Source organism: Reticulibacter mediterranei (assembly GCF_016587455.1).
Genome location: NZ_BNJK01000001.1, coordinates 6,472,733 through 6,487,131, shown reverse-complemented (window position 1 = coordinate 6,487,131; position 14,399 = coordinate 6,472,733). Strand labels below are relative to the sequence as shown.

General features: G+C 52.7%; 14 protein-coding genes. 10 read left to right on the top strand and 4 right to left on the bottom strand.

Annotated features, from left to right (window positions below):
- Positions 1-20 precede the first annotated feature (20 nt).
- The 7 genes from tal to rpe all read left to right on the top strand — a co-directional run bounded on the left by tal (position 21) and on the right by rpe (position 6,893).
- A complete protein-coding gene (tal, locus tag K3T83_RS28120) occupies positions 21-1,163 on the top strand; it encodes a transaldolase (RefSeq protein WP_220206234.1) in 1,143 nt (380 codons plus the stop codon).
- A 199-nt stretch (positions 1,164-1,362) separates the two neighbouring features.
- Positions 1,363-1,533, top strand: coding sequence for a hypothetical protein (locus tag K3T83_RS28115; RefSeq protein WP_220206233.1), 171 nt, complete (start codon positions 1,363-1,365; stop codon positions 1,531-1,533).
- A gap of 44 nt (positions 1,534-1,577) precedes the next feature.
- Positions 1,578-2,498, top strand: coding sequence for a phosphogluconate dehydrogenase (NAD(+)-dependent, decarboxylating) (gene gnd, locus K3T83_RS28110; protein WP_308441693.1), 921 nt, complete (start codon positions 1,578-1,580; stop codon positions 2,496-2,498).
- A 36-nt stretch (positions 2,499-2,534) separates the two neighbouring features.
- Complete coding sequence (gene zwf / locus K3T83_RS28105; protein ID WP_220206231.1) at positions 2,535-4,085, top strand: glucose-6-phosphate dehydrogenase; 1,551 nt, start codon at positions 2,535-2,537, stop codon at positions 4,083-4,085.
- Positions 4,086-4,172: 87 nt separating this feature from the next.
- Entirely contained in the window at positions 4,173-5,441 is a 1,269-nt protein-coding gene (locus K3T83_RS28100) for a glucose-6-phosphate dehydrogenase assembly protein OpcA (protein WP_220206230.1), read from the top strand.
- Positions 5,442-5,458: 17 nt separating this feature from the next.
- On the top strand, positions 5,459-6,196 hold the full coding sequence (pgl, locus tag K3T83_RS28095; protein ID WP_220206229.1) for a 6-phosphogluconolactonase: 738 nt from the start codon (positions 5,459-5,461) through the stop codon (positions 6,194-6,196).
- A 16-nt stretch (positions 6,197-6,212) separates the two neighbouring features.
- Positions 6,213-6,893: a ribulose-phosphate 3-epimerase gene (gene rpe / locus K3T83_RS28090; protein WP_220208320.1), complete on the top strand. Its 681-nt coding sequence runs from the start codon at positions 6,213-6,215 to the stop codon at positions 6,891-6,893.
- A 45-nt stretch (positions 6,894-6,938) separates the two neighbouring features.
- Here rpe and K3T83_RS28085 read toward each other — a convergent pair whose 3' ends face one another.
- On the bottom strand, positions 6,939-7,817 hold the full coding sequence (locus K3T83_RS28085) for a class I SAM-dependent methyltransferase (RefSeq protein WP_220206228.1): 879 nt from the start codon (positions 7,815-7,817) through the stop codon (positions 6,939-6,941).
- A gap of 87 nt (positions 7,818-7,904) precedes the next feature.
- A complete protein-coding gene (locus K3T83_RS28080) occupies positions 7,905-8,903 on the bottom strand; it encodes a GAF domain-containing protein (protein WP_220206227.1) in 999 nt (332 codons plus the stop codon).
- 379 nt (positions 8,904-9,282) lie between these two features.
- Here K3T83_RS28080 and K3T83_RS28075 point away from each other — a divergent pair, with 379 nt between their 5' ends.
- A complete protein-coding gene (locus tag K3T83_RS28075) occupies positions 9,283-9,750 on the top strand; it encodes a thioesterase domain-containing protein (protein ID WP_220206226.1) in 468 nt (155 codons plus the stop codon).
- Positions 9,751-9,796: 46 nt separating this feature from the next.
- Entirely contained in the window at positions 9,797-10,753 is a 957-nt protein-coding gene (locus K3T83_RS28070) for a P1 family peptidase (protein WP_220206225.1), read from the top strand.
- 43 nt (positions 10,754-10,796) lie between these two features.
- On the opposite strand, the gene K3T83_RS28065 is transcribed toward K3T83_RS28070, so the two are convergent.
- A complete protein-coding gene (locus K3T83_RS28065; RefSeq protein WP_220206224.1) occupies positions 10,797-11,198 on the bottom strand; it encodes a hypothetical protein in 402 nt (133 codons plus the stop codon).
- Between the two features lie 241 nt (positions 11,199-11,439).
- The gene (locus tag K3T83_RS28060) at positions 11,440-12,078 is read right to left on the bottom strand and encodes an NUDIX hydrolase (protein ID WP_220206223.1); all 639 of its coding nucleotides are present in this window, start codon (positions 12,076-12,078) and stop codon (positions 11,440-11,442) included.
- Positions 12,079-12,678: 600 nt separating this feature from the next.
- Here K3T83_RS28060 and K3T83_RS28055 point away from each other — a divergent pair.
- Positions 12,679-14,211, top strand: a complete 1,533-nt coding sequence (locus K3T83_RS28055; protein ID WP_220206222.1) for a 30S ribosomal protein S1 — start codon at positions 12,679-12,681, stop codon at positions 14,209-14,211.
- Positions 14,212-14,399: the final 188 nt, after the last annotated feature.

Here is a 14,399-nt window from a genome sequence, read left to right as displayed (position 1 = left end):
GAATTGAAAGGCAGACACATATGACAAATCCACTGTTGCAACTGAAAAATCAGGGGCAAAGCGTCTGGTACGACAATATTGACCGCGCTCAGCTTGCATCTGGTCAGTTTAAAAAGATGTTGGACGAAGATGGTGTTGTCGGCGTCACCGCCAATCCCACCATTTTTGAGAAATCGATCAGCGCCGGCCACGCCTACGATCAACAGATCACGGAACTGGTCAAAGAAGGCAAAAGCACCAACGAGATTTACGAGGCAGTCGTAATCTCCGACATCCGCACGGTTGCCGACCTACTGCGCCCGACCTACGATAGCACCGAGGGCAAAGATGGCTACGTCAGCCTGGAGGTCTCCCCTGAGCTGGCACATGATACTCAGGGCACAATCAACGAGGCGGAGCGCTTCTGGAAGCTGGTGGATCGTCCTAATCTGATGATTAAGATCCCGGCCACCCCCGAAGGTATTCCTGCCATCTACGAGACCCTGCGCAAAGGGATCAACGTCAACATCACCCTTATCTTCTCGCTGAATAGCTATCGCGATGTGACCGATGCCTATCTGCGGGCATTGGAAGATCGCAACGGCGAGGGAGAGGATATCAGCACGCTCGCCTCTGTCGCCAGCTTCTTTGTGAGCCGTGTGGATACGCTGGTTGACAAGCTGCTTGACGACAAAATCAAGGCGACCAGCGATACTGCCGAACAGCAGAAGCTCAAGGGCTTGCAGGGGAAGGCTGCGATTGCGAACGCACGACTGGTCTACCAGGAGTTCGAGCGCATCTTCAGCACGCCACGCTTCGAGTCGCTTAAGCATGCAGGCGCGCACGTACAGAGGCCGCTCTGGGCCAGCACCAGCACCAAGAATCCAGCCTACCGCGACGTGCTCTATGCAGAGGAACTGGTCGGTCCCGATACGGTTGATACGATGCCGCTGGAAACCATCGTCAACTTCCGCGATCATGGCAAAGTACGCCATAGCATCGAAGACGATATCGACGGGGCAAAGGCAACGCTGGATGCTCTGGAGAACCAGGGTATCTCATACCAGCAGGTCACCCAGCAGCTCCAGGACGAGGGCGTCAAGAAATTTGCCGACTCGTTCCACCAGTTGTTCGCCGGTATTGAGAGCAAGAGACAGGCTATCGCCGGACAGGTTGCTCACTAAATGGTCGTCGAGGCCATCTAAGCGCAACATCATGAGCGTACTACCCTTGCGTAAACAGGGACAGCGTTTGTTCGCTGTCCCTGTTATGAGTCGAATAGTGGGCTTTAACCATTTGAAGCCTATAATCTGGCATTGCTCCCATCGTTGAGAGTTATCCCTTCGTCTGCCGTGACACAGGGTACTTATGAGCTTGCTCCAGATGCTCTTAATGAAACCGCTGGTACAGTCGTCACCAACGACGCCGTATACACGTGCCTATATCAGGGATATGGTACGCGGTTTTGAGAGCGATGAGCAAGCAAATCAGTGGTCTAAAAATCCGCACGCAGACGCTTCTGCCGATATGTCGTTCATCGGCTATTTAGAATAAAAACGAAAAAACACTCGTAATGGGCGGCGAGGACTTCGCCCATCATGTATAAGGAGAAAAACATGGAGATCGGCTTTATTGGATTGGGGCGCATGGGCGCAAATATGGTTCGCCGTTTGCTGCGTGATGGACACACTGTTGTTGCATGGAATCGCACAGCTGCTAAGACAGATGAGATCGTGTCAGAAGGCGCGCAGGGCGCGTATAGCATCCCGGAGCTGGTCGAGAAGCTGCAAACGCCGCGCATCGTCTGGATCATGGTTCCCTCTGGTCAGGCAACCGACGACATGATTAACGAAGTGACGCCTCTGCTCAGTAAGGGCGATATCATTATCGACGGCGGTAACTCCAACTATCACGACTCCATTCGTCGTAGCCAGGAATTGACCGCCAAAGGCTTCCAGTTCATGGACGCCGGTACAAGCGGCGGTATCTGGGGCTTGAAGGTTGGCTATTGTATGATGGTTGGTGGCGAAAAGGCTACCTTCGAGCATGTCGAGCCGATCATCAAATCGCTGGCACCGCCCGATGGTTATTTGCATTGCGGTCCTGCCGGTGCTGGTCATTTTGTCAAAATGGTGCACAATGGCATTGAATATGGTATGCTTCAGGCATATGGCGAGGGTTTTGAAATCCTGAAAGCGGCCAAACAGTATGATCTTGATCTGCATGCCATTTCGCATTTGTGGAACCAGGGCAGTGTGGTGCGTTCCTGGTTGCTCGAACTGGCGGAGCTTGCCTTTGAGCATGATGCCGATCTGTCGAGCATTCGGGGCTATGTCGAAGACTCCGGCGAGGGTCGCTGGACCGTCCAGCAGGCCATCGACACCGATGTCCCGGCACCGGTGATCACTCTTTCTCTGCTTGAGCGTTTCCGCTCACGTCAGGACGAATCCTTCACCGCAAAGGTTATTGCGGCTCTGCGTAAGGAATTTGGGGGTCACGCCGTCAAATCAGCAGAATAACAGAAAATTTCTAGCAAACACATCAGGAGATTGCTCATGCCTCAACGTAGCGTAGTCGAGGCGCCCAACCCATTACGAGAGGGGCTACGCATCAAACAAAGCCCTGAACCGTGCGTCATGGTCATCTTTGGTTCGACCGGTGATCTGACGCACCGCAAATTGCTCCCAGCGCTCTATAATCTGGCGCTGGAGCATCCCCTCCCAGCGGGCTTCTCGGTCGTAGGATTTGCACGACGCCCCTACGACGATGAAACGTTTCGTCAACAAGCGCTTGACTCGGTCAACGAATTTTCGCGGCAAAAGCCCGTTAACCCCCAGGTGTGGGAGAGTTTTGCCTCCGGTCTTTTCTACCTGCAATCCAACTTCCATGATCCTGCCGGGTATGAAAAGCTGGCAAACCTCTTAAACAAGCTCGATCAGGAGCGTGGCACCAGCGGAAACCGCATCTTTTACCTGTCCACGCCTCCCAGTCAATACCCGGAAATCATCCAAAATCTTGGTGCGGCCGGCTTGAACAGAAACCGTAAAGGGTGGACCCGCATCATCGTCGAAAAGCCGTTCGGACATGATCTGCCCTCGGCCCGTGAACTCAATCGACAGATAGGCAAAGTCTTTAAAGAAGAACAGATCTATCGTATCGACCACTATCTCGGGAAAGAGACGGTCCAGAATATCCTGGTCTTCCGCCTGGCAAACGGCATCTTCGAGCCGATCTGGAACCGGCGCTACGTCGATCATGTCCAGATCACGGTGGCTGAGAACATAGGTATTGAAGGTCGTGGAGCCTACTATGAAGAATCCGGGGCAATTCGCGATATGGTGCAAAACCATATGCTTCAGTTGCTTACATTGGTAGCGATGGAGCCACCTATCGCCTTTGAAGCGAATGCAGTTCATGACGAAAAGGTCAAGGTGCTGCATGCTCTTCAGCCATTAGTGGGACGCGATGTTATCAACAATACCATCCGTGCGCAGTATGGATCGGGCTGGGTCAGCGGCCATCAGGTTCCTGGCTACCTGGAAGAAAATGGGGTCAATCCCGCTTCGACGACCGAAACTTACGTTGCCATGAAACTCTTTATTGACAACTGGCGGTGGGCGGGCGTACCATTCTACTTACGGACTGGGAAACATCTACCAAAGCGCGTTACCGAAATTGCGATCCAATTTAAAACGGCACCGCTGATGCTCTTTAAGCGCAGTGATGCACAGGGTCAGGTTGAGCCAAACACGCTGACGCTTCGTATCCAGCCCGACGAAGGCATCTCACTCAAATTTGGTGCCAAAGTGCCTGGCACGGATATGCAGATCCGCTCCGTGAATATGGACTTTTTCTATGGCTCTTCCTTCGTACGCCAGCAGCCGGAGGCATACGAACGCCTTCTGCTCGATTGTATGCTTGGCGACTCTACCCTCTTTACCCGGCGTGATGAGGTAGAAGCGGCCTGGACATTTGTTCAGGGCATTCTCGACGAATGGCAGAATGAACCACGTTCCAGCATTCTGACTTATGAGTCTGGCACCTGGGGTCCACAGGCAGCAGACGAATTTATCTGGCGTGATGGTTATCGGTGGCGCAGACCCTAGTCTCAACCTTTGGTTTGTAGTGACGAAAACGTTAGCACAGTGCCGTCCTTGCGAACATCGCGGTTCAAACTATGAAGGGGTTCGGGAATGACAAAGGAAATCGCCGAGACCCCAGGGGTGCGCTTACCCTGGGCAGGTAAAATGGTACGCATGGAAGAAGTGGAAGAGACTCTCTCCTACTTCTGGCGTATGTCGGCTGATAACGTTCGTATCAGTCAGAACATGAATGTGCGTACGAGTGTCCTTAATTTTGTGATTTGTGCGCAAGATATTCCTTCTGCCCAGCGCGCAAGCGCACTCCTGCGCAACCTTTCTAGTACGCATATCGCGCGAGTAATATTATTGATTCTGAACACGAGCGCAGAGTCCCCCACCGATGTAACGACGTGGGCTACTCTGCGCTCGTTTCCTATCATTTCCGATATTATGCGCCACAGCTTTGAGCAGGTCACTATCCTGGCCTCCGGTGCAGCTACTCGCGCCTCTGCATCTCTTATTCAACCGCTACTCAAACCTGACTTGCCGGTCTATTTATGGTGGTTGGGCGATCCTCCCCAGGATGAGACTATCTTACACAAGCTCACGGATCTGAGTAGCAGAGTCATTGTCGATTCAAACACGTTCCTTACTCCTGAACAGAGTGTCAGTTCACTTTCAACCTTCTTGCAGGAAGCGCCTGATAGTGCATTGAGTGATCTCAACTGGGGCCGCATCACTCCCTGGCGGCAACTTGTTGCTCAGTTCTTTGATGTGCCTGCCTATAAACCATACCTGGCCGGAGTCTATAACATTGAGGTGGAACACGCCGTTGCGCCTCTTGCCAGACATCTTGCCAACGAACAGGGAGACATCTCTCCCAACCCCACTCGCGCTCTGTTACTGGCGGGGTGGCTGAAAAATAGTCTGAACTGGAAGGTCAACGGCAGCGAAGAGAACCTGCACGATCCTGAGACCGGCACACATATCTGGAATATTGTGCGCAACACGGGGCCGCTACACATAGACCTTGCCACGAAAGAAACAACAACTAAGCTGGGGCATAGTGGACGCGGCAGTATCCAGATTCGACCACGCGTGCAATCAGGGATACAACCGGGTTCGCTCTGTCTTGTTCGCTTGAGCAGCACCATCGATAATAAGCGAGCAACGTTCACCATTAATCGCGAGGATGAAACCGATAACGTCCTCACCTCTGCCCATTTGCCAGAGGAGGGAGGAACGCTCCCACAACGCACTGTCAACGTCGCGACCCCGCAAGACGCCAGCGTTCTGTTACACGACGAACTAGAAATTATCGGTCGCGACCACCTTTATGAGGCAGCATTACACGAAGTGTTTGAGATGCTCGCCGAGTAAAACACGTAGGAGCAGGTATGCATATTGCCATTTATCCTGATACCAACATCTTGAGTCATGAAGCGGCACAACACATTGTCCGGGTTGCCCAGGAATCGATTGTGACGCACGGACGCTTTACCCTTGCGCTCTCCGGCGGTAACACGCCGAAAAAATTGTATGGCCTGCTGGCGAGTGAGCCATACGTGAGCCAGATTGATTGGAATCTGGTCGAGATTTTCTGGTCCGATGAGCGCTGCGTCTCTCCTGATAGCCCTGATAGCAACTACCACATGGCTCAAGAGGTTTTTCTGAGCAAGGTGCCAATCCCTGCCAACCAGATCCACCGTACGCCAGCTGATGAGGCTGATCGAGATGCAGCTTCAGAGGCATATGCGCGGGAGATGCGCAACGTCTTTGGCACAAACGGCGTGCCCAAATTTGATCTGATCCAGCTTGGTATGGGTCCAGAAGGACATACAGCCTCGCTCTTTCCACATCAGGCATCATTGCACGAACAACAACGTCTGGTCATGCCGGTCAGCGTTCCCAAGCCACCGCCTGCACGTCTGACCTTCACTCCTCCCTTGCTCAATGCCGCTGCCCATATCCTCTTCCTGGTCACGGGAGCCGACAAAGAGGAGGCGGTACAGGCAGTGTTGGAGGGCGACCATCAGCCGGACGAGTACCCGGCTCAGATTGTGCAGCCGTCTCAGGGCGAAGTGACCTGGATGCTCGATACTGCGGCAGCGGCTAAACTGAAAAAGAGGCAATAGGAAATTGGAACATACGATGATCGGGAACCAGATCGGGCTTGTCCCTTCTATCCTCTCGGCCGATTTTACGCGGCTCGGCGAGCAGGTGCGTGAGGCTGAGGCGGCAGGCGCTCAGCGCATTCAGATCGATGTGATGGATGGGCATTTCGTCCCAAATATCACAATGGGGCCGCTGGTCGTCGAGGCGGTCCGCCGCTGCACAAAGCTGCCGCTGGAAGCGCATCTCATGATCACCAATCCCCAGGATTATATTGAGACGTTCGCGCAGGCGGGTGCCGATGTCATCATCGTACATTATGAGGTCAGCCCTCACCTGCATCGCAATATTCAAAAGATCAAGGCCGCTGGGAAGCAGGTCGGGGTCGCGCTCAACCCGTCCACGCCTGTCTTTATGCTGCAAGATCTGATCTCGCTGATCGATCTGGTGCTGATTATGACGATCAATCCTGGCTTTGGTGGACAGGAGTTGATACCCGAAACACTCCCCAAAATCACACAGGCCCGCCAGCTTGTCACTCAGCGCGGCCTCTCTTGCGATATCGAGGTCGATGGGGGCATCAATGCCGCCACGATCCCCCAGGTCGTACGAGCGGGAGCCAACTTACTCGTCGCCGGTTCTGCCGTCTATAACGAAAAAGAGACGGTGGCGCAAGCAATGAACCGTCTCCGGGAGGCCATCGTGCCGGCTCGCTCCTGACGCAAGGCAAAGAATAGGGCTGGCTTGTGGACCAGCCCTATTCTCTTATTTTTCTCCTCTCACACCATAAACGCTGGTGAAATACCATGCTGCGCGAAAATCTTCGCTCATAAAATCGGTGATCACTTGTTGATAGCAGCGTTCAACCTCTTCTTCAGTTGTGACTCCTGCTTTTACTAAAAACGGCTGTACTAATTTCAACCCGATCTGCAAGTTCTTGAACATACGCTCGCGGGTCTCAGTACCAGCCGAAAAATTGAGCAGGTGAGGTTGTTCGCGAATTGCTTGAAAACCCGCTTCTTTCAGGAATTTTGGCAACATGGGAGTGACCCCCACTTGATAACCATCTTCATCCTCACAAAAACTTCTCCCAGTACGATAAAAGGCACGCACCATTATTCTGTTGAACCACGAGAGGGCAACGCTATTGCCAGCGCTGAGTCCGCTCATACAATCGGATTCCGTCAAACGAATGACCCCTCCGGGTCGTATGATCCGCGCACACTCCTGGATATAATTCGGCCAGGCTTCTTTCCACATAAAACCCACCATGAACCTGGAATTGACGAAATCAAACGAATCATCAGGGAAATCCAGCGGCTCAGTAGCGGAGCGATAATAAAATGTGGTGTTCTGTAATCCCTGCACCTCAGCGTAGGCACGAGCATAACTCAGCATCGAATGGCTAATATCAGCGCCAACAACCCGCTTCTCTGGATGAGCGAAGGCGACCTCGGATACCCACCCACCAGGCCCACAGGCGACATCGAGAACATCGTGAATGGTAGAGAGAGCAACGTCGGCAGGAAACAGGCTTCCCATACACTTCGTTGTGAGTATATCCAGTTCCATGAGGCGGGCCATCTCCACACTACTCTCTTGATCGATGACATAGCGGTTCTCTTCAGGCCGAAACGTCTCCATACAGTACGGCTCCTTCCACAGGCAAATAGAAACTCGCGTAATAACGTAATACAGCAGGCAACACTTTTACTCCACTCCGTCGTCTTTTCATTCGATCGCCGATGATAAAAAGCGCAACATTTCGCTCTCGATCTCTTGCCAGACACGTTCCTGAGCGACGGAAAACGTGATGGGTTGATGCTCTATCGCGCTCTCGTTCATCTTCTGGTACACCCGCTGGCTGAAATGCTTCAAAAAGCGAGCCTGCTCGGTATATTGAGGCATAAGAGCAAGTTTGATATCTTGAATATCAAAAAAGGTCTCTCGTTCAAACGCCAGGGCCATGAGATACGCATATATCTCAACCAATGACAAATATGTCTCACTAAATATGTGCGGTTGGACGCTGGAAATGAGCAAACAGCCGGCAATTTTTGTTTTCCACAAAATAGGGGCCGCCGCCGCGCTCTGCTCATACTCTTCCCAATGGATCGGAGAGAGTGTATGCTCATCGCGGCTATTCACGACCATGAGGCGAGAATGTGTGGCGGCAGCTCCGGCCAGTGATTCCGCCCCCAGAAAGATCATTTGCTGCCCCAGATCTCGTTGCCAGGGACCGGTGCCAATCCCTACGATCTGAAGCAAGCTCCGAACCTTTTTATCCGGGAGAGGGGGCACACAGCGTACAATACGTACAGCCATCCCCTGCCGCTCAGGGTCCAGATGCACAATAATCTGTTGCAGAATAAGATCATACAGCGCATGTGGATACAGAGCGGATGGGGTGTGGGCATATGCTCTCAAGACGCGCATATAAAACTCTGGAGGGGGATCTGGTGTAACAAGAACTCCTTTCCGATGCCCTACAACCAGGCTGGGAAAATCCGCCATACTCAAGCGGGCAAATACGTGATAGTAGTCATGAGGGATCGCGCTGAGCAACGCTCGCATATTTTCCTCGCGAGGTTTGGCCGTTTGCTTCACCCAGCGTACCAGCGTCACAGGTTGTACTCCAACCTCGCGTGCTATACGGCTACGCTCCCTGGGACTCTCAGTCAAAAATCCCAGCAATTCAGGCCAGGTCTGGGCCTCATACTTTTCGTCCATAAAATCCGCCAACTCCTACATGAAAAGAACATTTATAACTGCTTTATGGCCAGTCACAGCCATCACCATTTCTGGAAGCCCCACCATAGAATAACATTTAATCAAGATAAAAATCAATATACCGTTTCACCTCTTTCCACAAAACGCAATCATCAAACACATATATTATATTAAGGCTCTAGTATTGCCCTTATTGCTAAAATGATCGTATACCTTCACGCAGTCCACTTCACAGAATATGGACGATAATATATACTGAGGCGGAAGCAACCATCTGGTTTTGCCTCTCTTTGGGACACAAACATCCCATCTGTCCACTCAGCGCCGCAGGAATCACAATTTCACGCAGCGAATGCTATATTTTCTAAGGAAACTATTTATGGAGCATCTGTTACTGGAATTACAGGAAACATTGAGGCGGGAAATACCGGTTACCCAACATCTTGGCATCACCGTTGAGAGCTATGATGGACAGCGGCTTGTGCTGAGCGCGCCGCTGGCCCAGAACATCAATCATAAAGGCACCGCGTTTGCTGGCAGTCTCAACGCGCTGGTGACACTGGCAGGGTGGGGCCAGCTCTGGCTCATCCTCAAAGAGCACCAGCTACATGGCAAAATCGTCATTCAGGATAGCACGAATAGTTATCTGTTACCAGTACAGAGCGATTTTCGCGCCTCCTGTGACAGGCCATCTCCCGCGCAAATTACACGCCTGGAAAACACGTTTCGCAAACATCACAGAGCACGTATCGAATTGCAGGCGGAGATTTACGATGGCTCGGAACTGGCCGTATCCTTCAAAGGGCGCTATGTTATTCTTCCGCCCGATGGGCAGGAAACAACGTAAATCGATATAATCGCATCTATAAACTAGGGAAAGGTATCTACAGCTCATGCATGATGACATTACTGATATCCCCGGTATTCGTGTAGGACACGACACAAATCTGGAAGCCGGAACGGGCTGTACCGTCGTTCTCTGCGATACAGCGGCGATAGGAGGCGTGGACGTACGCGGCGGCGCACCAGCCACCCGCGAGACCGATCTGTTGCACCCATTGCATCTGGTCGAGGAGGTCCATGCAATCGTGCTGACCGGTGGCAGCGCGTTTGGCCTGGACTCGGCCAGCGGAGTGATGCGCTATCTGGAAGAGCGTACAATTGGCCTCGACGTTGGCGTCGCAACCGTTCCAATTGTGCCCGCCGCCGCCATTTTTGATCTGCCGTTTGGCTCCGCAACGGTACGCCCCGATGCCGCAGCGGGATATCGCGCCTGCGAACAGGCCAGTGGCGGCCCCATCGCTCAGGGAAACGTCGGTGGGGGCACCGGCGCAACGGTGGGCAAACAGACCGGCCCTCTCCTGGCGATGAAGGGAGGGATAGGCTCGGCCAGTTCGCGTCTCCCAGATGGCACGCTGGTTGGTGCTCTCGTCGTCGTGAACGCGCTGGGCAATATTATTGATCGAGACACACGGCAAATCATCGCTGGAGCACGCGATCCCCTAGGGGTTGGCATTTTACCCGCCAACCCCTTTGGCAACACAACTATTGCCGTCATCGCCACCAGCGCGGCTCTCTCGAAAGAGCATTGCAACAAAGTCGCGCAGATGGCACACGACGGAATGGCGCAGGTTATTCAACCTGCACATACCATGTTTGATGGTGACACAGTTTTTGCGCTCGCTCTGGGACCACAGTCACAAACAAGGCCTGATCCCGCATTCGCAGCGCAATACGTCAGCATGGTCGGTGCAGCAGCAGCCGATACGCTCGCCAGAGCCATTCTCAAGGCTATCAGATACGCCAGCGACCTGCATGGGATTCCAGCCGCGAGTAGCATGACGCGATAGCTATGGTGTGAAAGGTATCGTGAACAGCGTAACTCCCATTCTGTTATGGCTGAAGCATTACAAATAACACCACACCCCCACCGATCAGCATCAACAAAACGCAGGCCAGGATGACCAGGGCAAAGGTATAACTACGTGAAACCGCCCGATCATCAATCTTTACGCCCGCAGTTCGTCGGTCCGGTCGAGTGGGGAGTTCCCGTTTTGCGGTCAACGTCTTTAATCCGCCAGTAGCCAGATCCCAGGAGTGAGTGGCAAAATCAATGGCATGTTGATGCTCAGCGTTTTCAGCAGAATCAGCAGCAGACCCGAAGGGGGTAGAGAGAGAAGGTGATGAAGGAGATGATGATGAGGGTGATATAGGCATCGAGTGAGTTGGTAGGCTCATTCGTGGTCGCTGCGACTGGGATTGCGAAAAGCGAGCATCTGGTGTCGGCAATGTCACGATTTTTCTCCACTAGGGACACGTACTGACCAACCGCAATTTCAAAGAACAGCTTACAACGTACGCACTACAGACCTTTATTTCAGAACACAATGGCCTTCACTTTTTATTGTAGTCAAATGCCACCAATTGACAAGAGTTCTATGACTATTTGGTCAATTGCCGGCATCTTTCAAGTTTCTATGGAGCAAGCATCCCCTTTGCAGCTACTATGGTTATGGTTCCTTCTATTTATGCTCAACTATAACAATCCCAACAAGGCATTGAGCATTCTTCCCGTCGCTCCCCAGATGCAATGGGAACCATAATCATAAAAATACACGGTACGAGTAACGCCGCCGCGCGTCCATTGCTCACGACGAGCAATGAGAGGATCGGCCAGCTCGCTGAGCGATGCCAGAATAACCTCCGTTACTTCACTGCGTTGTAAGCGTAATTCGCCCGGACCCCAGGGTAAATAAGCGACTACAGGCGTAATGATGAAATTACTGACGACGGTAAAAACTGGAGGCAGCAAGCCAAGCACCTCAACGCGGGCCGTCTCCAGGCCAATTTCTTCGTACGCCTCCCGCAATGCTGTCATGACGGGCGAGGCGTCGGTCGCATCTCTACTGCCACCCGGAAACGCCATTTCGCCACTATGAGCGCGTAACGTACTAGCACGGCGAATAAATAAAAGCGAGAGCTTCCCGTTTTGCACGAAGAGGGGCAGCAAAACAGCCGCTTTCCGGGCATGTGGACGCTCACCCTCGACGGTATCAATGAGCACGTCGGCCCGTTCAACAGGGGCCAGGCGCTCGCGTAAGGTGCGCAAGATCGTTGCAGTCGTGTCTACCTCCATAGTTTTATTGTAGCATATTCTTGACTTCTTGTGTTTCATTTCGGCCCCACAAGCGGACAGAAGAAAAAAATGCCATGTTCCTCGTCCAGAGTATGGATTTTCACCTCATAGTTTTGCGATATTTCCCTGTCAAAGCTTGCATTACTATGGTACAATGTGGAATTGTGATATAATAATTTGGCATCGGAGAGAGTTGCTAAAAGGCTGCGTATTGTCTTGCATTCAAGGACGGCTTTTGGTATAATTACAGCATCGAGTGGGGGTATGCTTTGTCCAGGCGCACTATATGTGTCGTACTATGGCTTACCTGCCTGCGAGTATCGTTTCGTATCACCGTTCTGTAGAGCAAACAACAGGTCCAGCAAGTACTTTTCAATTTACAACAAAGTACAGAAGACCGAAACGATGACCGCCTGAGTACCTCCTCCGAATAAGCCCAGGTCCGATGGTATACTCCCCGTGCTTCTCAATAATGAGGCCTTTCTCGCTCTTCAAAAGGGGCGTCAGGGTAGCAGCAGTGGCAGGGAACACCGATTGCTATATCGGGAATAGTAATCTCGGCATACTCTTGTCAGCACAAGCCAGGGAGAGCATCATCGACACGGGCAATAACCGTGGATCGAAGGGGGTTTTTTACCCATGCAAGCACAACAGCACGGCGACCTTTCGACGAAGCCAGCGGAAAATCTTAACAGCGGGCGGGTACAGACGATGATCGAAGGCAATGACCCACAAGGGCAAAACAACAGCAACCCCGAAGTAGAAGACATGAACCAAAATGAGATGGAAGCGTTGCTGGCACTCTCAACAACTCCCATCAACATTAAGCGAGGCGATGTGGTCGAAGGCGTAATCGTGCGTATCGACCAGGACGAAATTCTGGTTGATATTGGCCTCAAGTCTGAGGGCGTCCTCTCAACCAAAGAATTGCCAGCTACCGGTTATGGTTCCTTTAGTGAGCTTCACCTCAACGACAAAGTGCTGGTCTATGTGATCCAGCCAGAAACATCGGAGGGGCATGCGGTTCTCTCATTAAAACGGGCCAACACCGAGCGCCAGTGGCGCATCGCCGAAGAGCAGTTCAAAAATGGCGAACTCCTCAAAGCCAAAGTCATTGACTACAATAAGGGTGGCTTGATTGTGGATGTCGCAGGTATTCGTGGCTTCGTGCCGATCTCGCAGATCCTCAACCTCAAGCGCGAAGAGGTTGCGGCTGGCGGCGAGAACCAGGAGACTGCGGCCAAACTTCAGGCGATGAAGGACAAAGAACTGCAACTCAAAATCATCGAGATCAATCGAGCGCGCAATCGCCTGATCCTCTCGGAGCGCCTGGCCGTCCAGGAATGGCGTCAGCGCCGCCGCGAGGAACTGCTCGATGAACTCAAACCCGGCGAAGTGCGCAAAGGCGTGGTCAGCAACCTCGCTAACTTTGGTGCCTTCGTGGATCTGGGTGGTGCCGACGGACTGGTCCATATTAGCCAGCTCGCATGGAGCCGCGTCAACCATCCCAGTGAAGTGCTTCATGTCGGCCAGGAAGTCGAGGTCCAGGTTCTCAGCGTCGATAAAGAGAAGAAGAAAATCGCTCTCTCTATCAAACGCGCCGAGGTTGATCCCTGGACAACAGTCGAACAGCGCTACACGCCCGGTCAGATGGTGACTGGCACCGTGACAAAGATCGCTCCCTTCGGTGCTTTTGCCCGCATCGAAGATGGCATCGAGGGTCTGATCCATCAGTCAGAACTTCCTCAAGGAGTTGATCCCAAAACGGTTCTTCATGAAGGCGCTCAGTTACAACTGCGCATCCTACGTATCGACGCTGAGCGTCGTCGTCTGGGCCTGAGCCTCCGCCAGACCGATGAGACCGCCGAAGCAAAAGAGGCGGCCCCAGAAGGTGCAGAGGAGACTGGCGCAGCTCCAGCGGCCCCGGTTGCAGCCGCACCCACACCTGAGAAAGCTATTCCTTCGCTGGAGTCAACAACTCCTTCGCTGGAAGCAGCTTCTCAGCCGGAGCATGCCCCCAGACGCGAGCGGAATGATCGTCGCGAGCGCGAGCGAACCGGTGACAATGCGCACCTCGGAGGTCTCGGGGACGATGGCGAACTAACCGCTATGGCCGAAGCCTTCCGCGCGGCACGACAGCGCACAAAAGAAGAGACGGACAACAACGAGTAAGCAATGTAGAGAGTAGGAAAATTTTCCTCCCTCTCTACATCCACCGAATCTTCTTCACAGAATTCCCTGTATCGGGTTGAGCAGCCAGCCAGCAACTCAACCCGATTTTTTTTTCATTCGTAGTGAAAACAGTAGCAGCCTTCTCTACACCTTCTCTGAAACAAAAACATCAGAAATTGATATCCTTG

What these genes read in the sequence shown, in the direction of transcription:
- K3T83_RS28060 (WP_220206223.1), bottom strand. Translation starts at nt 12,078, where the DNA reads ATGAAACACAAGAAGTCAAGAATATGCTACAATAAAACTATGGAGGTA.
- rpe (WP_220208320.1), top strand. Translation starts at nt 6,213, where the DNA reads ATGATCGGGAACCAGATCGGGCTTGTCCCTTCTATCCTCTCGGCCGAT.
- K3T83_RS28080 (WP_220206227.1), bottom strand. Translation starts at nt 8,903, where the DNA reads ATGGACGAAAAGTATGAGGCCCAGACCTGGCCTGAATTGCTGGGATTT.
- K3T83_RS28100 (WP_220206230.1), top strand. Translation starts at nt 4,173, where the DNA reads ATGACAAAGGAAATCGCCGAGACCCCAGGGGTGCGCTTACCCTGGGCA.
- K3T83_RS28055 (WP_220206222.1), top strand. Translation starts at nt 12,679, where the DNA reads ATGCAAGCACAACAGCACGGCGACCTTTCGACGAAGCCAGCGGAAAAT.
- K3T83_RS28085 (WP_220206228.1), bottom strand. Translation starts at nt 7,817, where the DNA reads ATGGAGACGTTTCGGCCTGAAGAGAACCGCTATGTCATCGATCAAGAG.
- pgl (WP_220206229.1), top strand. Translation starts at nt 5,459, where the DNA reads ATGCATATTGCCATTTATCCTGATACCAACATCTTGAGTCATGAAGCG.
- K3T83_RS28075 (WP_220206226.1), top strand. Translation starts at nt 9,283, where the DNA reads ATGGAGCATCTGTTACTGGAATTACAGGAAACATTGAGGCGGGAAATA.
- K3T83_RS28070 (WP_220206225.1), top strand. Translation starts at nt 9,797, where the DNA reads ATGCATGATGACATTACTGATATCCCCGGTATTCGTGTAGGACACGAC.
- zwf (WP_220206231.1), top strand. Translation starts at nt 2,535, where the DNA reads ATGCCTCAACGTAGCGTAGTCGAGGCGCCCAACCCATTACGAGAGGGG.
- gnd (WP_308441693.1), top strand. Translation starts at nt 1,578, where the DNA reads ATGTATAAGGAGAAAAACATGGAGATCGGCTTTATTGGATTGGGGCGC.
- K3T83_RS28115 (WP_220206233.1), top strand. Translation starts at nt 1,363, where the DNA reads ATGCTCTTAATGAAACCGCTGGTACAGTCGTCACCAACGACGCCGTAT.
- tal (WP_220206234.1), top strand. Translation starts at nt 21, where the DNA reads ATGACAAATCCACTGTTGCAACTGAAAAATCAGGGGCAAAGCGTCTGG.